16 protein-coding genes and 2 pseudogenes are annotated in these 19984 nt (G+C 39.6%); 3 read left to right on the top strand and 15 right to left on the bottom strand.

The genetic code is table 11. The features are described 5' to 3' along the window. Positions 1-154 precede the first annotated feature (154 nt). The 3 genes from AF333_RS13310 to AF333_RS13305 all read right to left on the bottom strand — a co-directional run bounded on the left by AF333_RS13310 (position 155) and on the right by AF333_RS13305 (position 3068). Entirely contained in the window at positions 155-1723 is a 1569-nt protein-coding gene (locus AF333_RS13310) for a BCCT family transporter (RefSeq protein ID WP_043063995.1), read from the bottom strand. Between the two features lie 62 nt (positions 1724-1785). Next, the gene (locus AF333_RS35185; RefSeq protein ID WP_235496426.1) at positions 1786-1938 is read right to left on the bottom strand and encodes a hypothetical protein; all 153 of its coding nucleotides are present in this window, start codon (positions 1936-1938) and stop codon (positions 1786-1788) included. Between the two features lie 95 nt (positions 1939-2033). Continuing rightward, positions 2034-3068: an aromatic ring-hydroxylating oxygenase subunit alpha gene (locus AF333_RS13305; protein WP_043063994.1), complete on the bottom strand. Its 1035-nt coding sequence runs from the start codon at positions 3066-3068 to the stop codon at positions 2034-2036. A gap of 202 nt (positions 3069-3270) precedes the next feature. Between AF333_RS13305 and AF333_RS13300 the strand changes: the two genes are divergently transcribed. After that, positions 3271-4665, top strand: a complete 1395-nt coding sequence (locus AF333_RS13300) for a sigma-54 interaction domain-containing protein (protein WP_043063993.1) — start codon at positions 3271-3273, stop codon at positions 4663-4665. An 88-nt stretch (positions 4666-4753) separates the two neighbouring features. Here AF333_RS13300 and AF333_RS13295 read toward each other — a convergent pair whose 3' ends face one another. The 10 genes and pseudogenes from AF333_RS13295 to AF333_RS13250 form a co-directional block, all read right to left on the bottom strand. Beyond that, positions 4754-5326: a hypothetical protein gene (locus AF333_RS13295; protein WP_043063992.1), complete on the bottom strand. Its 573-nt coding sequence runs from the start codon at positions 5324-5326 to the stop codon at positions 4754-4756. A gap of 13 nt (positions 5327-5339) precedes the next feature. After that, positions 5340-6770: an APC family permease gene (locus AF333_RS13290; RefSeq protein WP_043063991.1), complete on the bottom strand. Its 1431-nt coding sequence runs from the start codon at positions 6768-6770 to the stop codon at positions 5340-5342. An 18-nt stretch (positions 6771-6788) separates the two neighbouring features. After that, positions 6789-7964 carry an iron-containing alcohol dehydrogenase gene (locus tag AF333_RS13285; protein WP_043063990.1) on the bottom strand — a complete coding sequence of 392 codons (1176 nt, stop codon included), beginning with the start codon at positions 7962-7964 and terminating at the stop codon, positions 6789-6791. Between the two features lie 67 nt (positions 7965-8031). Then, the gene (tatA, locus tag AF333_RS13280) at positions 8032-8232 is read right to left on the bottom strand and encodes a twin-arginine translocase TatA/TatE family subunit (protein WP_043063989.1); all 201 of its coding nucleotides are present in this window, start codon (positions 8230-8232) and stop codon (positions 8032-8034) included. 18 nt (positions 8233-8250) lie between these two features. Next, entirely contained in the window at positions 8251-9849 is a 1599-nt protein-coding gene (locus AF333_RS13275) for a flavin monoamine oxidase family protein (RefSeq protein ID WP_043063988.1), read from the bottom strand. A gap of 699 nt (positions 9850-10548) precedes the next feature. Next, on the bottom strand, positions 10549-11586 hold the full coding sequence (locus tag AF333_RS13270; protein ID WP_043063987.1) for a sensor histidine kinase: 1038 nt from the start codon (positions 11584-11586) through the stop codon (positions 10549-10551). 4 nt (positions 11587-11590) lie between these two features. Continuing rightward, a complete protein-coding gene (locus tag AF333_RS13265; RefSeq protein ID WP_074714830.1) occupies positions 11591-12259 on the bottom strand; it encodes a response regulator transcription factor in 669 nt (222 codons plus the stop codon). 36 nt (positions 12260-12295) lie between these two features. Next, positions 12296-14461, bottom strand: a complete 2166-nt coding sequence (locus AF333_RS13260) for an ABC transporter permease (RefSeq protein ID WP_043063986.1) — start codon at positions 14459-14461, stop codon at positions 12296-12298. Then, on the bottom strand, positions 14451-15230 hold the full coding sequence (locus tag AF333_RS13255) for an ABC transporter ATP-binding protein (protein WP_173585715.1): 780 nt from the start codon (positions 15228-15230) through the stop codon (positions 14451-14453). The genes AF333_RS13260 and AF333_RS13255 overlap by 11 nt, the downstream gene beginning before the upstream one ends. A 229-nt stretch (positions 15231-15459) precedes the next feature. After that, positions 15460-15714 (bottom strand): annotated as a pseudogene (locus AF333_RS13250) (cupin domain-containing protein); the annotation flags it as partial. Between the two features lie 505 nt (positions 15715-16219). Between AF333_RS13250 and AF333_RS13245 the strand changes: the two are divergent. Both AF333_RS13245 and AF333_RS13240 read left to right on the top strand, forming a co-directional pair. Continuing rightward, positions 16220-16593, top strand: a pseudogene (locus tag AF333_RS13245) (DoxX family protein). 35 nt (positions 16594-16628) lie between these two features. Beyond that, positions 16629-17114, top strand: a complete 486-nt coding sequence (locus AF333_RS13240) for a GNAT family N-acetyltransferase (RefSeq protein ID WP_173585717.1) — start codon at positions 16629-16631, stop codon at positions 17112-17114. A gap of 225 nt (positions 17115-17339) precedes the next feature. Here the strand turns inward: AF333_RS13240 and AF333_RS13235 are convergent, their stop codons facing one another. Continuing rightward, on the bottom strand, positions 17340-17729 hold the full coding sequence (locus AF333_RS13235; RefSeq protein WP_043063983.1) for a hypothetical protein: 390 nt from the start codon (positions 17727-17729) through the stop codon (positions 17340-17342). Positions 17730-18446: 717 nt separating this feature from the next. Next, complete coding sequence (locus AF333_RS13225) at positions 18447-19652, bottom strand: DUF418 domain-containing protein (protein ID WP_043063981.1); 1206 nt, start codon at positions 19650-19652, stop codon at positions 18447-18449. Positions 19653-19984: the final 332 nt, after the last annotated feature.

Here is a 19984-nt window from a genome sequence, read left to right as displayed (position 1 = left end):
AAATAAAGTTAAATAAGGTGTTAATGTTATTTAATCATGAATCATTTATGAATTTTTGAATATATCGTCTTACTGTTGCAGCCTAAATATAAAAAAACCGGCAAAGCATCTGAGCTTCCTACACCGAAAGACTCAGATATTTTGCCGGTTGCCTTTATGATGTTAATCTTTCAACATGCCCGTTATTCGTTGCGCCTATGTCTGATATATGAACTCTATTTTTTTCCTCATCCTCCTTTAGCCATCTAACTAGTGAAATAGCAGACATAGCCATGATGAGAACAAGCGGAACAGAAGTAATGACTACGACCGATTGCAAAGCATGCAATCCCCCACTGAACATCATGGAGAATGCGACAACTTCAATCGCAAGGGCCCAAACCAGCTTATGCCAGCGAGCCGGCTCCTCATCCAACGACACTTTCCTCGAAGCCACATTTGCTAGAGTATATGAGGAGGAGTCAAGCGTTGCCGAAAGAAAAATAAGCGTGATAATTGAGATAGCTAATAATGCAATGCCGCTCATCGGTAATCCCTGATAGATAGAAATAATCGCTGCCTCTGCACCCTTCGTCTCTAAGATATCGCTTACAGGAACGATTTTATTAAGTTCCATATAAAGTCCGGTATTCCCGAATATAGCAAAAGCTACCCAACAGCCTATCGTTCCACCGATACACTCAGCAAGAATAATCTGCTTTATTGTCCTGCCCTTCGAAATTTTCGCTACAAATATTCCCATGTATGGGGCACAAGTAAACCACCAAGCCCAATAGAAGATTGTCCAGGCTTCCGGAAAACCAGATTTCGCAACAGAATCCGTATAAAAACTCATTCGGAAGAAGTTCTGCAACAGCACACCTACACTATCCGTAAACCTTGAAATAATAAATAAAGTAGGACCCGCCAGTAGCACGAAGACAGAAAGTGCCAAAAAGAGATACATATTCATGTTGGCCAGCCTTTTTAGGCCTTTTTTCAAACCAAAGTATGCACTAATGCAAAAAATGAGCGTCAGAATGATAATAAGAATAATATCCAGCGTTATGCTCCGGGTCATACCGAACAGCGCGGCAACGGCCTCCGAAATTAATGGAAGACCTAGGCCGAAAGCTGCGCCCATTCCACCAATAAGTCCGAATATAAAGAAAACATCAATCGCCTTTCCAAGCCAGCTATCCGCTCCCTTTTTAAGAACACCTTCACAAGCCGCGCTCAGTTGTACGCTCGGTTTTTTTCGGACGTATAAATTGTACGCAATCGGTAAAGCAGGCAAGCAATAGAGCGCCCATGCGCTGAATCCCCAATGAAACAAGCCGTACGTAGCTGCCCAATCAATCGCTTGCATGCTTTTCGCCTCAGCGCCAAAAGGAGGTGCAGTGTAATAATATGCCCATTCGATTCCACACCAGTATGTGATACTTGCCCCGATCCCAGCCGTAAATAGCATAGCCAACCAGCTGGGCGTCGAAAACTCCGGCTTCGTATCAGGATCACCGAATTTTACATTTCCATATTTGCTAAATGCCAGCCAAAGCAAAAAGACGACAGCAGCGATGACCGCCCATAAATATACCGATCCTAGGCTTTCCGTAATAACATGATGAATCTTCCCTAAAGCGGCCGTCCCTTGTTTCGGATTAAGAAATATCGGGATGGTTAAGATAGCAACAATCGCCAGAGCCGGCCAGAAAATTGCCTTATCTATATTAGATGATTTCATAAAGTATGCTCCCCCTTTGCAGAATAAAGCGCTTTCAACATTGAACCATTATACTATATAAATTACACTTGATATTTTGACAGTGGAGTGTGGTTGGAGGTAGGAAATTCGGAAAAAAGAAGAGGGTGGATGCGCCCTGCGATCCGGCAGAAGAAAAGCCAGCGTGGCTTTTTCCGACCGCTCCCGCCCACCATAAACATTTGTTGATTTATCAAATCAGATGTATATAGCAGATACCTCCGCCTGCCCAACGAGAATGGGTAGCGTTCTACCCATTCATGATAGCTGACAATTGCTTCCCTTTCAAAAGTTAATCATGTAACGCTTCTTTTACCATTTGATGAAAAGCATGCAAGCCATGTTCTGTAGGAGAATAAATGCCATTCTCAAATGCTTGCGAATGAAACCCTGTTTGCAATAATTCCACAAGCTCGAAATCTTCTTCTCTCACTTCATCGACAAATCGAATCAGTTTCTCTTCTTCTTCCGTTATATTCGTGTCAGCGAAATAATAGCGATAAATAGCCAATGAGCGCCCTTCATCTAATGGAATAATTTGACTCGTTGTCATGTTGCCTGAGCCAGGATAAATGCTAATCATCAGGTTAGGCCATACCCAATAAAAGCGTGCACCCGAATTTTCTTCACCATCGCTCACTGTAGAACACTGATACGAAAATGTATCGCATGGAATGATACTATATTTTGATAGATCGAATTTTTTAGAGAACGCAGGATGAGCGATTGCACAGTGGTCACATTCCAAATAATTGTCAATGACTGCCTTCCAGTTTGCATGAACAATACGGCGATTTTCCCTTGCTTGTTTCAAAGATCCAAGAAAAGAATACGTTTGTATATTATCTACAAAAGATTGATGAACGGTCGAGAATGGAAGCGTATTCGGATCCAGATTCACGAAAATCATCGCCTGATGAACTTCCAATCGAATGGCTGTCATACAGCTATGCCGATCCAGAGCATTTGTGCCAAAGTTTGGCGCCTTGTGTACGTTTCCGTCCAGTTTGAATGTCCAGCCGTGGTATATACATTGCAGGATTTTTTTGTTACCGCGCTCTTTTTGTTCAACTTTTGCACCGCGGTGCGGGCAAATGTTATAAAAAGCACGTAACTGGCCATCCGTGCCATGTGTTATAATTATCGGCTCTCCGGCTAAGTCAAATGTAAAAAAATCACCTGGCTTTTCTACCTGACTCGTATGTCCAACCATAATCCAACTTTTATAAAAAATTTTTTTCTTCTCTTCCTTAAGAACTTGAGGGTCCACATATTGCTGATAAGGCAACGTATACTCTACCTGTTGCAGATTTTCTCTTGTAGCCATAATGGCAATGCCTCCTTTATGATTTGCCTTTTCACTCACTACTTTTGCAAAACCAGTGCCAATTTCAAAAACCCTATTATCATAAGGAATAAGTTAATTTATCACTTTTCAAATTGTAAAATACATTCTATAATTTACTCAATTCAGTCATTTTTGACTCAAGACAATGATATGTACAGCAGGGAAAGAAAGGGGCTCTAGCATGTCTAACTCAATGGATGATCGAAAAAAGATAGAAATGAGTGCAGAAATGCTGAAGAAAATTCTGGATTACTCACCTAATGAAATCTATGTCCTTAATAAGGATGCCTGTATCGTATACGCAAATAAAGCATATGAAAAGCATTATGGAATCAAGCGCGATGAAATTATCGGAATGAAAAACGATGAAATTCTAGCCAAAGGATACTGGAAGCCCAGTATTATCCCCTACGTTTTAAAAGAAAAGAAGACGGTTACAATAAAGCAGGTTTCCTATGTTGGAAAAGAGTTGCTTACGACCGCCATTCCCCTGCTAAACGAAGAACAAGACATCGAACTTATCATTACGGCAACACAAGAACCGAATTATAAAGAGTTGTATATCACGGATGAACCTGAGGCGGAAGAAATAAATGAGATAGATTTCTATAAAGAAAATTTATTTACGAACAATAAAAGAATGAGTAGTGTAATCAAACTGTGTGAAAAGGTAGCAAAGGTCGATACCACCGTATTGATTCAAGGAGAGTCAGGGACAGGCAAAGGTGTAATCGCCAGACACATTCATAAGAAAAGCCGGCGAAAAAGCTCGCCTTTTCTCACGATAAACTGCGTTACCATACCTGAGGACTTGCTGGAGTCTGAGCTTTTCGGATATGTAGAGGGTGCATTTACAGGAGCGACCAGAAGCGGGAAGGAAGGCCTGCTTGAAAGGGCGGATGGCGGCACTGTATTTCTCGATGAAATTGGAGAAATATCACCGAAGATTCAAGCGAAACTATTGCAGGTTGTTCAAGATCTAGAATTCATTCCAGTTGGCGGAAGAGAAGTAAAAAAGGTAGACATTAGAATCATCTCCGCTACAAACCGTAATTTATACGAAATGGTGCAACAGAAACAATTCAGAGAAGATTTGTACTATCGGCTTCATGTAGTTAACTTGCAAATCCCGCCCTTACGTGAAAGAAGAGAAGATATCATTCCATTAACGTACTATTTTCTTTCGGCGTATAATAAAAAATATAAGACAAACCATATTATTGAACAGGATGTCCTTGATATTTTTTATGGTTATTCATGGCCTGGAAACATTCGACAGTTGGAGAATTTAGTTGAAAGCCTCATCGTAACAAGCGATGCCTCGATTCAGGTGTCAGATTTACCTGCAATGTTACTGCAAACTACTAGCGAAAATAACAGTCATAATACCGGCGAGCAGGAACTATCGGCTTCTACATTGAGGACGGCATTGGAAGATGTCGAGAAAAAACTGATTATACAATCATATAAAAGATTCAGGAATACGAGAAAAGTAGCGGAACAATTATCGATTAGCCAATCTAAAGCCTCCCGATTGGTGCGTAAATACTGTAAGGACTTAGACTTTTATAATTAACAGCTGTTGGCTCATCAACCATTCAACTGTCAAAAAAACAAAGGATTAGCTCCCTGCTACAGGTATCTAATCCTTTATTTGAACCTTTCTATACACTGGCATTCCCTAAGTACTTACTAAGCTGTCCAATAAGCTGTATGGTGCTTTCTACCTCCTTCTTATTCGGCCGTCTGCTATAAAAAACGGGAGGAAGCAAAATCCAGATAAAATCTCCATAATTCGGCCTCATCTCTACGCACCAGCTCTGTTTTTCTTCTATATATTTTATGTGTATCGTTTCAAAATCAATTCGCTCACATATCTCTTTTATTTTTTTATCCTGATTTAGCTTTTCAATGATGTGCTTCACATCTGCTGACTTCGATACGAAGCGCGCCGATTTTCTCCCCCCTATCTTACCCGAGTATTTCAACGTAATCAGAGCATTCGATGGGAACGATACATCTACAAGAAAGAACTGCCATGTGTAAACATAAACACGCCCCATCCATTTACTAATTACTTTATATGAGGCAGTAAGGTGTTGGACTCCTAGCTTCTCTCCACCAAACATTACTTTCCCCTCAGCACATGTACGGATAGGAATGCCGGCCTCGAATTCCTGTGCCACCGCTGACAGTGTTTTTACTGCACGGTTATCGATTGCACTGTATACTCCCATAGTGCATCCCTCCTTATGAGCTGATGTCCAGCTTCGTACCTCCATTTGATTCCCCGTTCTCGTCCTCTATCTCGCTCCGCTTACGAATTCCTTCGTATATGTGCTCCAACGGAACCGGGACAAACAGCTTTTGTCCAGTCCCTTTCAGGTAAGCTACACAAAACAATAGGATGGCTGCGATGACGCATAAAGAGATTTGCAGCACCGTTATATCGACGTATAATGTGTAAATCATATACGTACACGCTGCGATTCCAATAACCTGGGGCAACGGAAAAAGCGGTGTTTTAAACGGTCGCTTCTGGGCTGGGTATTTCTTACGCAGTACGATAACATTTACCTGGGCAATAATGTATGACATGAGCCAGGTGGCACAGGCGACGGAAATCATTGTCGTAATTAACTCGATGTTCGCGTTGTTAATAAAAGCGTACACAATTACAACAAGAATGAGTGCTACGACAAAAAAGATACCATACCACGGTGTTCGCGTTGTTGGATGAAGATAAGAGAAAAATTTTGGAAGCATTCCTTCTCTCGATAATCCGTACAACATTCTCGGCACAGCGACCAAATAAGTATCGCATGTAGTCACAGCCGCCAGAATCGATACCGTTCCCATGATAATAAGACCGGGGTTTCCAAGCATGGCCTGTGCTCCTTCCACATGCGGGATGGTCGATGCGGCCAGCTTGTCCAATTCAATGTATTTTGTCACTCCAAGTCCGAATAACAAATCGACAAACCAGATTGTAAAGCAACCGAACAGCATCGCCAGTGGAATATTTCTGCCCGGATTTTTAATTTCTTCAGCCAGCGGGGTTACGAACTCCATTCCGATAAAAAGCCAGATAGCTACTCCCAGCGTGGCGGCTTGCTCTTTCCATGTCAAAGGAGAAAAAGGCGGTAATTCAGCCAATTGATTTTCCAGACCAAATCCGGTTAATCCCCATATCCCAAGTAGGGCTAATAATGTCATCATTCCAATCGCCAGTACGGATTGCACTTTACCGAATACGGCGACCCCCATAAGATTGATAGCTACCAAAAAACCGAGTAAAACGAATACTGTAATATACCATGGTACGCCTGTTAATGTTTCGAACGTTTGCCCCCCTACTATCATATTAGCGCCCCCGTCCGTCCCCACTAGTACAATATATCCTGCTAATACAGCGAATAAGGCAGGTAATTTTCCGAGCGCAGATATTGTATACTCACCGATCATACCGGCACCTGGAATCATGGCTGCCAATTCCGAATACGATAACGCTACACATAGGATAATAAGCAACGATATAAAGGCGACAATACTAAAGGCCGGTCCTCCGACACCATAGCCATTCCCTAATACAACCATAGCCGTCCCCGATACAACCAGCCCGACCGAAGCGGAATAGGCGGCCCAAAATCCAAGTGTGCGTTTTAATTTAATTTCTTCCAAGCTTTCCTCTCCTTTCTTTTATATACAAACACCAGATTCATCATATGCTTTCTCAAATAACCGGATATAATCTTCCTGTGAGGCTTTGCGCGGATTGCTAGGGGCTGACACATTGTGTATCGCTCCTTCAGCTAGATAAGGGAAGTCTTTCGGATTGACATAGCCAAGCTCTTTCATCTTTGGTATTCCGACTGTTTCGGCGAGCTGCTTCAGGAGTCGAACACCTTCATATGCTAATTCCTCTGTTGATTTCCCTTCTTTCCTCGCTCCAAGACGTTGGGCTACAACCGCATGCTTCTGCGGATTAGACGGAATGTTGTACTCAAATACATAAGGAAGAAGAATAGAGTTTGCTACCCCATGCGGCGTATCATACAACCCTCCCATCGCTTCGGCCATACAATGGACTCCACCTACATCCGAATTTCCGAACGCGATACCGGCAATCAGGCTGGCTGCCAGCATATTTTTTCTTGCAATAAGATGGTTTCCGTTTTGTACGGCAGTTGGAAGATGCTCTACAATCAAATCGATCGCATGCAAGGCGAGACCGTCTGTAATCGGTTCAGCAATGGTACACGTATATGCTTCGATCGCATGCGTAAGTGCATCCATCCCCGTAGAGGCAGTTACGGACGGCGGCAAGGTTAGCGTTAGCTCTGGGTCTAACAAGGCAATACGCGGAGCTACGTGCACATCAACAATGTTCATTTTAAGCTGGGTGACGGTATCAGTAATAACAGAGAAGAATGTGATTTCACTCCCTGTTCCTGCAGTAGTAGGCAAACAAATAAGGGGGGTAATTGGTTTTTTGAGTGTATTTAATCCGTACCAATCACTCAATTCGCCACCATGGCTTAGTAACGTTCCTACTGCTTTAGCCGTGTCCATGGAACTTCCTCCGCCAAGCCCAACAATGAAATCAATTTCCTTCCCCTGGGCAAGTCCATATGCCGCTATACAATCTACATCCCGTGGATTCGGTTTGGTCTCATCATATACGACATAGTCCAGTTTCTCCTGTTCCAGCACGGCCAATACTTTTCCGGCGACCCCATGCTCCACCAGTCCTTTATCTGTAACGACAAGTACTCTGTTGCCTCCGAGCTCGCGGATTCTTCGTCCCAGTTCTTTCACTTTTCCTATACCAAATTCAATACGTGTCGGTAGATTAAATTGAAAATCCCATATCATGCTATCCCCTCTTCCGTATAAAATAAGATTATACCTTGCAAGAGTACTACAAGTGTCTTGCCTACCTTTATTTGCTTCCCTTCAGAAGTTTGGGCTTTTGATCATGATCATGGTCATCATCCAGTGTCAACTCACGAGTCGACTTTTTGAACTCTTTCAGCGTTTGTCCGAAAGCACGTCCAATCTCTGGCAACTTCTTAGGACCAAAGACAATCAACGCGATAATAATAATTAAGATAAGGCCTGCCGGGCCAATGTTGCTTAACATATGCTATCCCTCCCTGGTTTACGCCATAACTCTCGCTTTCAATTTCTTTATGAGCGCCGTTGCTACAAGCTCTGCACTATCCACTGCACCATTTAAATATCCCTGGGAATCAAGGGATGTATGCTCACCCACGAAATAACATTGCCCCTCTGCTTCACGTTCGATCCCTGCAAATTTGGTATATTGGCCCACTTTATAATAGGAATAAGAGCCGTTCGTCCATTTGTATCCTGTCCAGTAGTCCAGCGTCGCTATTCCATTCCATTTAGCAGAAATACCCGGTAAGACCGGTTCAAATTGGCGCAGAAATTCTCTCGCGCGGCTCTGGGCCGTCCCTCTATTAAAACTCGCTCCAATATCACCTCCTGTGAAATTCACAAGAATGCCTGATTTTCCGGGTTGAGCCCGTGAAACCTCCCATGTTTGCTGGTATCCTGTATCAGCAAATGTGGCACCGTTGCAATTCAGCTTTTCCCAAAGCCGTTCATCGAATTGAAGCGCTAACTTTGTATTCGTTCCCATGCCAATTTCAGCGATTGCTGTTTCTTTTAACGGTCTGAAGCCTGCACGGCTATAATCAATCGTACGCAAAACAGAGAACGGTAAAGCAAGCACAACGATATCTGCTGTTACTTCTTGCGGACCGGAACCGGTAAAAGACAGGCGATAAGAATCGTCCGTGTTCTTATGGATGGCAACAAGTGGGGAAGATGTCTGTATCTGGTGTTCTAGTGCTTTTGCCAATCGTGTCGGTATTTGATCGTTCCCACCGCGTACGTGATACATTTCATCAGAGGGACCATATAGGTCGAATCTATGTTTATCGGAATAGCCAAGCAGGTATAGCAGACCTAAGGCGCTTTGCTCGCTTGACTCGCCACCCATCATCGTATTGTACGCAACGTCTAACAGCTTTCCGAACTGCGAGCTCATCCCGCCTGGTACGCTTTCGTTAATCCAATCGATAATAGACATATGATCTAACTGCAAGCCCCGTGGTGTATATTGATTATATTGGGTAGGATAATCGGCAGCTATCACGTCTGCTTGCAGCTTGTCCCATATGTGATGGAATGTTTGTGTAGCTTCTCCAAACGTATACGGCTTCCCCTCAAAATAATATAAAGACTCGGTTCCTTTCTTTTCCGCCTCGATTACATTATCTAACTTCAAGCCTAATTCTTTAGTAAGACGAATAATCGCATCATGATTGGAATCAAGCAATTCACCGCCATGCTCGGCAATTTGCCCATCAGCAAACTTATTCCGGATGCTCCAGCAGCGACCCCCGATTCGATTCGAAGCTTCGTAAATCTTCGCAGAAAAACCCGCTTGCTGTAAACGATACGCACATGTAAGACCGGCAAGTCCTGCACCAATAATTGCAATGCGCGGCGCTGTTTCCGCACGGACCAGATGGGTTCCCATATTCCAGATTGCAGACGGAACCGCCAGAGTAGCAGCCGTTAAAACAGCACCTTTTAAAAATTCTCGTCGTGAAAGATTCCTTTCCGCTCGCTCTTCCATAACTTGCTCCACTGTTATATTTCTTGATGCAGCTTCTCCAGCAATAGAGGCAGATGCTTTCAATTGGCGAAATAAAGAAGTACGTGACATATTTCCTAACTCCTTTTTAATTCAAGAATTTTTTTAATTTTTGCACTATAATTCCTTAGCAATAATGGCGCCAAAAAAAAGAAGCCGGGATATCCCGACTTTTGCTTTATAATTATGTAGGTTGTTCGCAACAATTAGAAAAATAAAGCATCCATTGTTGGGCTACAATACGATTACTAAGCGATATGATATTGCCTTATCTCTTCTTCTCAAAAACTAGTAAACTTTCTCAAAAATTAAAAATACCGCCACAAATTCCACACTTCATTGATTCTGTTGTCAATAGAAAATAAACCATTTGTATACGATACATATAGTTCTGCTGGAGCGTATACTATCCTCTAACACTTGCAATATACAAAGGATTAATATCATAAATAAATGTGCTTAGTAAATATATCAGAATCTTCTCTATAATACAGGGAACCAAAAAACCTAACGCATAAAAAGTTTTACTGTTCCCTTTACAGAAGACTGAATAATAAAATGCCCAAAACATGCTTTACCTTCCAACCAATCAAGAAAGGTACGGAATATGTCAGTAGGTAAGTCGATAGTATAATCACCCAACCTAAACACAATTTGAGAAAAACTATATATCTTTTTTCCAACTTTTACACCCCCCATTTTTTTGTGTTGGTGGTGCTTTTCTGCCGTCTCATGATCTAGGCATTAACTCATTAATGTGTGGTTGATAGCTTATTGTTTCACATGCGGAAAGATTAGTGATATGGTCAGCCCTGAACCAAGCTCTGATTTTGCATCCAACTGAATGGCTAAATCATAAGCCATCTTGCTTACTAAAAAGAGTCCCATCCCCGTTGCTTGCCTTGTATAAGTACCTCGCCCTCCAGTAAAGCCCTTATCAAAAATAAATGGTAAATCTTCTTCAGATACACCAGGTCCATTATCACGAATATGTAAAATGGTTTGATCACTCACTTTGTCATAAACCGTTTCAAACTCCAAAATGGGATGATCCTGATTCTGTGCAACGTGTTTCGTACTATTAGCGATTATTTGTTCTAATATAAAAGCTAACCCTTTTCGGTCAGATAAAATTTCCATCTCTTCACCTATAAACTGTATTTGAAAACCGGATTCATCTAGTAGTGTTTGATGGTCTTCAATTGTCTGTTTACAAAATGCGAGTAAGTTTATAGACTCAAAAATATAATCTTTATGAGTAGCTCCTAGTCTTGCAAAATACAAAATTCGCCCTACGTCTCCAAACATTTGATCTCTAATATGAAGCATACGCTGTCTAAAAAGGGGAGACATTTCATCACTACGGTTATCTAATACCAATGTCATCAATGACAGAGGCTTTTTAATTTCATGAACCCATCCTTCTATATAGTTTTCATAATCGGTCAACTGGGTAACTTGCTCATTAAGTTCCGCCTGATATGATCTTATGACGCTCCCCATTCTACGGATAAACGGCCAATATGTCTTAGGAGATACTTGACATAATATTTCTTCGTTCGTCTCATTCGCCTCTAATAAAAAATCTTGAAACGCAGCTTCGATTATTTTTTGCTTCCTAATGATAATGAATACAGACAACGATATCATTGCTAGCGTAAAAACAATCATGAGTCCTACTAACACCTTAAAGGTTTCTGGGTAAGCCAACCAAGCTAAAAAGATAAATAGAAGATCTGTAGTAATTAAAATAAGAAACCATTGTTTATAAGCATGAAAACAATCATAGATTTGCTTTATCCATTTCATGGCTTCACCTACCCCTAAGTCGATAACCTTGACCCCTTATCGTCTCAATTTGATTCTCCAAGTTTAACTGTCGTAGTGTTTTTCGCAAGCGAGTCAGATTTACTTGAAGTGCATTTTCGTCTATATATTGGTCTGTTCCCCATAAAAGTTCACTTAATGTAGACTTGGATACAATCTCAGGTCTATGCTGCACTAAAGTCAATAAAATTCTTCCTTCATTAGCTGATAATAATAACGATTGAGATCCCTTATACAAAGTAAAGGTATTTGGGTCTAGTGAAAAACTGCCGCCATCTATCAAGCCTGGTTGTCCTTCAAATCTTCTTAGCAGGTTCTGAATGCGCGCCAACAATCTATCTCGATTACATGGTTTTGTGAGATAATCATCTGCACCTAAATTAAGACCATGTAATTCATCCTGTAACTTATCTCTAGATGTAAGAATCAATATTGGACCAATTCCTTTTGATTTTAGACTTTTGCAAATTTCAAATCCTGATTGTTCTGGTAAATTGATGTCTAATAAGACTAAGTCTGGTGCCAAAGTGGCTATTTGAGCAACTATATCATGGAAGTCTGCAATTGCTACCACTTCATAACCAGCTTTTTGCAATATATCCATTAACTCTTCTCTCATCAATGAATCATCTTCAACAATTGTAATCCTCGCCACTTCAGCACCCCCTTCGATGTGAAATGTAACGGTTCCTTAATCTATATTTGGTTTCCACCGCAATTTATCTATCTCATGATCTGCTGAACGGGCAACTGCTACTCCATAAATCACCAAAATTACGATTACAATACATGCAAAGGTAAGGGCAATAGGATAAAGTAACGCTTTGTCTTCGATGTGAATAATAACAAATGAAATCATAGCCCTTATACCAACAGCTCCACTCACACATGCAAGAGATATAGGTAACAGAAAGGTCAACAACACCTGTCTATGCATAGATTTTTTCATTTGATTACGTTTTGCCCCCAACATAGAAAGCGTTACATAGCGTTGTCCGGTCTGCTTCATCTGTGTCAAAAATTGTAAAGCTAATACCGTACAAGCAATAATCAAAAATAAGAATCCCATATATAGCGTCGCATAACTTCCAGCAACAACATAGAAAAGTTTACGTCCAAAGTTTTGTAAATAACTTTCAAACTTGAAGCCTGAAGGTTTTAATAAATCTCTAGCCTCCATCATTGGTTTCATTAAACCTTGTTGATCTTGCAGCTTTTGTGGGATTCGAAAATTCCAATATGACACATAGGTTTCCGTATTTAATAATTGTTCAAACATATGATCAGGGACGATAAATGCTGAAAAAATTGGTACTGAACGGTCTGCTACTAATCCTCTCATTGGAATTGATGGGTGTATATATATTGCCTGATCATTAATGCTCATCAAATTTTGCCCTTCTTTTGCAGCCTTTTCAAGAATAGTATCTAGTACAGGCATGCTTTCTAGATTATCCATAGGCATAAAATCTGGATTAAAGTATAAAGCAATTTCATCTGAGCGTAGGTTCAACGGTTTCTTTCCTATAGCTCCTAAAAGACCATTATAAGATGATTCAGGAATGAGGTAAGGTGTTGTTGTATCCGTCTCTAGGGCCCCCAACAGATTCAGTACTTCAGGGTTTTTCGAACTGAAACTGTAACTCTGCATTTCTCCAGATAAAATTTGCTCTTTATAGTTGCTTGGCAGAGCCATAATAATTTGCTCTCTTAATTCAGACCAGTCTACTAACGACAAAGGGAAGTCGTCTTCCCCACGTTCATCCTTGTATTTCATTTTCCCAATTTCTAATAGATTTAAGTCCTCTACATAGGGTACCATTTTTTCTGAAGTAAGAAATTGCTTAACCTTTTGTTTATCCCCATTAACAGTAAAATCATATAACGAGGAACCCCTAGTAAAAACACTTTCTAAACCTATAAAAGTTGAAGCACCATCTGCTATCAAAATGATAGACAATGTGATTAGAATAGATGTTACTGCAACAGAAGTAGATCTATTGGCTACGTTCTCTTGAAACTGCCTTAATGTAAATGTGTGTAGACCTTTAGTAGATTTATATTTAAACAAGCTTGCCAATAAGCCTAGTAATTTCCCAAATCCCCTCATAAAAAGGATCGTTCCTAAACTTCCGAGAACCAATGCCACAAACAGAAGCAGTCCTGCAAAATCCATAAAACGATATAAAACAATCCAATATGCAACACCTAATAAGACAGAACCTATTAACATATTGAGTACGTTGCCTTTAAAATGCCCCATATCTTGTTTCTTATCCATTTGCTCATAAAGTAATTGATGTATTTCTTGATTAAATAATCTTCCACCAAGAATGACTAGTGCTATAAACTGAATGAATAAAAAACCGATTATGGTAAAGAAAATCGCACCTACCGACAAGCTTATTTGATGACCGATAATTCCTTGTCCGACTAGTTTAGAAACCGTCAAACTGATTATTTCTGCTAAAAATCCGCCAATTAAGATGCCTCCAATGAGTGCCAAAATAGAAGTAATGAACCCCTCTGCTAAGAGTTGAAGAACAAGGCGTTTCTTACGCATTCCTAACAAGAGATAGAGTCCAAACTCTTTACTCCTTCGATTTAATTGGTACCGATTAGCAAATAAAATCAAGAAAAACAATAAAAATAACGCAAATAGATACACAATTGGCATTTGAGCTAAAAGTTTATCGATCGAATCATTTTCAAACTCCTTTAAGAATAAAATAACATCTTGTCTACCAAGTGAAAGAATGATATAAAACGACGCTATTGCTGTTACAAGTGTTGCAAAGTAAATTAAATTCTCCTTACGATTTCGTTTCGCATTACGATAAATCAGCCTAGAGAACATTTGCGCTTCCTCCCCCAAGCTGAGCTAGTAACTGCAAAATTCTTTCATAAAATTTCTCTTGTGACTCATCATGTTTGCGACGCAGTTCATGAAATATGACACCATCTTGAATGAAAAGGATTCTTGAGCAAAAACTTGCTGCACTAGGATCGTGGCTGACCATTAAAATCGTTCTTCCTCTACTTCTATTAATACCTTCCAACTTATTCATTAAAGTTCTTGCAGAGCGTGTGTCCAATGCCCCTGTCGGTTCATCCGCAAGAACGATATCTGGATCAGAAATTAAACAACGTGCAGCAGCTACCCTTTGCTTTTGTCCCCCAGACATCTGAGATGGGAATTTATGAAGGATATCTGTAATTTCTAAAAAACCTGCTAGCTCATCTAATTTAGCTCGTGCTTTTGTAAAATCCACCCCATGAATAGATAATGGTAATAGTATATTTTCTTGTCCAGTTAGATTATCCAGTAATTCAAAGTCTTGAAACAAATATCCAATTCGACTACCGCGATACTCAGCTAAATCCTTACTGTCAAAAGCACTGATATTTTTACCATTTAAAAGTACACGCCCAGATGTTGGTTTTATTATTGTTGCAATGCAGTTTAATAATGTCGTTTTACCAGAACCACTTGGTCCCATTATTCCTAAGAATTCCCCTGGAAGAACATCAAAACTAACACCGTTTAAAGCTTTTGTTATATTGTTCTTCTTTCCGTAGTTTTTTTGTACGTCTTGAACCTCTAGTAATTTTCCTTGTCTGACCACTGCATAAGGCTCCTTTCTTATTAGCATTTTCCGAAATTATAATCGAATTGAGCTATACACATTATAGCCAGCATAAAAGACTAGAAACACTTACAAATGATGTAAGGAAAAATGAATGATGTAGATTTGAAAGATTTTAATTACTATATATCGCACCTCAATAGTTCATTTATTGAATATCATCACGTATGTCAGTAATGACCTTTCATAATTGGGATTATCCGATACATGCCATTTCTTGAAAATCTAATTTATATTTGCTATCGCCCACTTGAACAAGTCCCTGACCTTCTTCAATACGTATGAATTGATCAGATATCGGATGGACTTCTAAACCGATGTCTTCTCTAACATTAATACTCATCAGAGTCACTTGTAAGTTTTTCCCTGTCCATAAAGCGGTGCGGTAAGTATTGTTTTGCTTAGTAACTTGGTCAATATTCACTACAAATGGTTTTGATCCATAATCTTTCAACTCAATATTTCCATCTCCTCTCATAATTTCATTATCCCTTTTATCCTATGCAGTTGCCTGTTTATAGGAATCCAAAGTGGCAAGAGCCTGTGGCATAATAAAACGATGGGAATACAAATTACAAACACTTGATATCCAATTTCTCCTATACATGTGTTTATAGTTATTGAAGATAACTCCCGTTAGCAGAAGAAAGAAAAACGGCTGCCGAAACAGTCATATAGCGCTATCGATTCCCGTCCATGCTCCACCTTCCGGCACCACAGATTATGCAAGAAAATTTCGTTCTTCCATGGGAACGGAACAACAAGCGGGCTATTTTCGTTCGGAACTAGAGATGGAAACCGTAGCTGAATGTGTATTTGGAATCGTGGAACGTCTTACGCTTTCTCAATTATTACCTAGAATCAAGGAGCCGGAAAGTCTAGCCTTACAGGTAGTCAATCTCTTGTTGTACGGGATGTTTGCAACTGAAAGCGCCATCACACAAGAGATTGAAAAGGAGGAAGGTCAAATGATAGATACTGTCATACAAGTACTTCTAGCTGCTTTTATTTTAACAGAAGATGTTATAAAACTTTTACGCGTGCCGTTTCAGGTTGAGCATTGGCGGCATTACCAATATCCCTTGTGGTTCATGTCTGTAACTGGATTTTTTGAACTCATTGGGAGTATAGCAGTGATTTATGGTGTCTGGAATCGATATTTGGCTGTTGGAGTAGGTGTGCTGTTTGTAATTCTTATGCCTAGGTGCTTATTCATGCCCATATTTTTCGGGCAAACCAATCTGTTGTGACGATCATTCCTGCATTGGTTTGCTTCATTTTATCTATCATCGTAATTCAGTGGAGTATCCAATTTAAGCAAATTAATAGTTACAATATTTAAAAATATTAGTATTAATTACAGAAAGGCTGATGCAAGTGGAATTTACTATACGAAAAATGCAAAAGGAAGATATTCAACAAGTTCAACAAGTTTCTAAAGCAAGTTGGAATTATACTTACGAAGGAATTATTCCTTTTGAAATTCAGGAAAGCTTCTTAAAATTCGCTTATAATGATGAGATGATGCAAAGACGATTAGAAAATTCATTTATATGGATTGCAGAAGTTGATGGAAAAATTGTAGGTTTTGCTAACTTTTCTCCCGTAAAAGAAGATGGTGAAACGGAACTCACAGCGATTTATTTAAATCCTGAGTACCAAGGGAAAGGTATAGGAACAGCTTTACTGAATGAGGGCATTATAAACTTAGAAGATGAAAAAGAGATTTTTATAAATGTAGAAAAAGACAATAGTATCGGAACAACATTTTACAAAGCAAAAGGATTCAAAGTTGTTTCTGAATTCGACGATGACTTTAATGGATATATCCTAAAAACAGTAAGAATGGTTTTAAAAGTGTAAAGCCCGCTAAATAGCAGGCTTTTTTTAACGTAATTAAATAATACTAATAGATTATTCTCATTTAAGAATGCCATGAAAGCGGATTCCCCCCATTATTTGGACACAGACAACCTTATTCAGTGCTTTCCGCTTTCTACCTCTCGTTTCCAGCGACTCCCCATAGTAGTCGATAACTCATAACGACGAACAACAAATTGGCTTTGCTCTATCCCTGTCCCATAACTCTCATAAATAGGGTTTCTTGTATTCACGAAAGTTAATTTTCTTGGGGTCCACATTATAAGCGCTTAAAAAATTTAAAACCTCTTCCTTGGAGTCCCCTCCTGTTTGAAGGATAAGTTCAACTTTTACATTGTGAAAATGTAGGGCCTGAATAATTTGGGCGGTTACTTTGTGCTGTTCATCAGTAGTAGACTCACCAAACTCATCCCATTCCCACACTAGCCACACTGCACTTTGTTTCTCCCATTCGGCAGGGAACGTATAACCGGTATTTTCTACTATAGGCTTAGTTGCCTCCCCGTTATCAGCAGAAGCAACGGAAGAAAAACTAACAAGAAAAATATTTAAAACAATAAAAAATACCTTCGAGCTACGCCAATAGTTTTTTTCCATACAAGCCCCTCCTTATAAAACATTATGCCCATCAAGCTAAAATTTTCCGGTACCTCCAAAACAAAAAACGATTCTTTCTCTAAAACAATGAAAAGATAGTGTTTTTTATGAATCTACCGGACTCAAGATTTAGGGACTTTATACGTATGGTTAAGCCAGGGAGTGGTGAACACTTTTCCGATACAACTACTCTGCTATCAAGCCTTAAAAATATATCCAATAAACGAAAACAATGTTGGGAAATTCCTTGGTAAACGTCAGAATCAGAACCTCTATTTAAAGTCATGGAATTTCACTTTTTCTTTAAAGACTCCCTTCCATTAATCCAGATCCCTAATAAAGCGGCTAATCCTGCAAAAGCAGCAAGTAAAGTGCTTTTTATGAAAAGCGTCTCGGAAAACCATAGATATATAAGCGTAACTAAATACACAACCGGCAAGATAGCACCCAAATAAACATTATTTCTTCTCGATAAAAAAAATTGAATTACTAGTATTACAATAGTAATCAAAAAACTATATAACATTAAGTATCTCCTCTTTCATTTTTATATTTGTCAATAATCAATTTTGCAAGCTTATAGCTTTTCCGCATATTGGATATCTGTCTCCAAGACAAATAAACTGGTTTTCACTCACTAGTCTCATGGAAAGCTGGTGCAAAAAATCATTTCGGCAATGGGCAATCATCTGACTGCCCATTAGATCAGGGTAAATTTTATGCTTTATATGTTGTTGGTTCATCGACAGAACTTTTCTTTCTTATCAATGTTCCTAAAAAAGAAAAGTACGTCCACATTCGTAAAAGCTTCTCTAAGGGACCATATTTGAACCGCTTCAAATACCAATAGCTACCGATAATTTGGAGCATAAATATCCCAATTGACAGAAAAATTCCTGTCAGAACGCCTAGTTTTCCGAATAGGCCGAATCCGTATCCATAAAAAATGGTAGTGCAAATCACCGTTTGCAACAAATAATTGGACAGTGATAATTTCCCAACACAGTTACAACCCCTAAGCCAGAAAGAGTTTTCAAATCGTGTATAAAGAAAAGCGAAGACAAATATATATCCAAATGCTAATATGCTTGCTCCCAGTAAATCTGCAACACCTGTCCAGGAAAGCTGCGGGAAAAAGTGATGAGCGCTTTTGAGTAGTATGCCAGACAAAGTAAGAAAGATAGCTGCCTTCAGATACATCTGTCTTTTCTTGTCAGGTTCCTTAAACCAGTTATTCTTAGCCGCATACATTCCAAACAAAAACATTGGAGCAGTAAAGAAAGGGGCAAATAGTAAAAGGAATAGGTATACATAGTCAGGTAAGTGGCCAGGCTCAACGTTATTGCGATGATATTTAATTTCTTCGTATGTGCCAGTACTATAGACAGTAATGGTTTTCTTAACATATGCCTCGATTGCTACAGGATCTGCAAGCGTATCTTGCTGGCTCCCGTATCCTAGCAAGGAGAACAGAAGAAGCAAGGTGCTTCCCAAGAGTAGTAATGTTTTCTTCTTTCGGCCGACAAATATGAGAAGAAACAGGCCCATCAACCCATAAAAAAATAAAATGTCTCCTTCCCAGAGGTATGTCGAGTGTAGAAAACCAACGACTAAAAGAAACAAAAATCTTCGAAAGAAATACCGTTTATACTTTAGGTTTTTCCTATCTAGGCTTTGTTTCATTTTAATCATCCCAAAGCCAAATAAAAAAGCGAAAATGGGCATGAAGCTGCCTTCAATGAAAATTTTCGTGAATGTGTACGCTACTGAATCCATCTTAGATGGAGAATAGAGATGGATTTCCTCCTTTCCCCAGATACCATATTGAAAGATGAGCATATTTGCCATTAAAATTCCAGCAAGGCTTAATCCGCGTATTCCGTCAATGATTTGTAATCTCTCACCTTTTATATCTGTCATCATATTCACCTCAGGAATACTGTACCAATCTATAATTACCTGAAGCTAAACGCCATCTTACGATTACCTTACTCTGACACCATGCAGTTAAGCTCGTGTTAATGTTTAAGAGTTTAATGACGAGAGATACAAGAAGAGGGACAGGGAAATAATAAAACACAGTCTCCTTTATAGACCAAAGAATATAAAAGCAAACGAAATAAAGAGTGAGGTTTCTTGTATTCATTCATAACCCTCCGGTAAGGTTTACATATTCTTCCGTCAAGAAAGTATCAGGAGATATTTTCCTGGAATCAAAAAGAGGGTGCCCCAAAGTTACTTTTGGGACACCCTCT

The organism is Aneurinibacillus migulanus, assembly GCF_001274715.1.
Lineage (GTDB): Bacteria > Bacillota > Bacilli > Aneurinibacillales > Aneurinibacillaceae > Aneurinibacillus > Aneurinibacillus migulanus.
This window is presented reverse-complemented; position numbering and strand designations above follow the sequence as displayed.

What these genes read in the sequence shown, in the direction of transcription:
- AF333_RS13310 (WP_043063995.1), bottom strand. Translation starts at nt 1,723, where the DNA reads ATGAAATCATCTAATATAGATAAGGCAATTTTCTGGCCGGCTCTGGCG.
- AF333_RS13305 (WP_043063994.1), bottom strand. Translation starts at nt 3,068, where the DNA reads ATGGCTACAAGAGAAAATCTGCAACAGGTAGAGTATACGTTGCCTTAT.
- AF333_RS13300 (WP_043063993.1), top strand. Translation starts at nt 3,271, where the DNA reads ATGTCTAACTCAATGGATGATCGAAAAAAGATAGAAATGAGTGCAGAA.
- AF333_RS13295 (WP_043063992.1), bottom strand. Translation starts at nt 5,326, where the DNA reads ATGGGAGTATACAGTGCAATCGATAACCGTGCAGTAAAAACACTGTCA.
- AF333_RS13285 (WP_043063990.1), bottom strand. Translation starts at nt 7,964, where the DNA reads ATGATATGGGATTTTCAATTTAATCTACCGACACGTATTGAATTTGGT.
- tatA (WP_043063989.1), bottom strand. Translation starts at nt 8,232, where the DNA reads ATGTTAAGCAACATTGGCCCGGCAGGCCTTATCTTAATTATTATTATC.
- AF333_RS13275 (WP_043063988.1), bottom strand. Translation starts at nt 9,849, where the DNA reads ATGTCACGTACTTCTTTATTTCGCCAATTGAAAGCATCTGCCTCTATT.
- AF333_RS13270 (WP_043063987.1), bottom strand. Translation starts at nt 11,586, where the DNA reads ATGAAATGGATAAAGCAAATCTATGATTGTTTTCATGCTTATAAACAA.
- AF333_RS13260 (WP_043063986.1), bottom strand. Translation starts at nt 14,461, where the DNA reads ATGTTCTCTAGGCTGATTTATCGTAATGCGAAACGAAATCGTAAGGAG.
- AF333_RS13235 (WP_043063983.1), bottom strand. Translation starts at nt 17,729, where the DNA reads ATGGAAAAAAACTATTGGCGTAGCTCGAAGGTATTTTTTATTGTTTTA.
- AF333_RS13225 (WP_043063981.1), bottom strand. Translation starts at nt 19,652, where the DNA reads ATGATGACAGATATAAAAGGTGAGAGATTACAAATCATTGACGGAATA.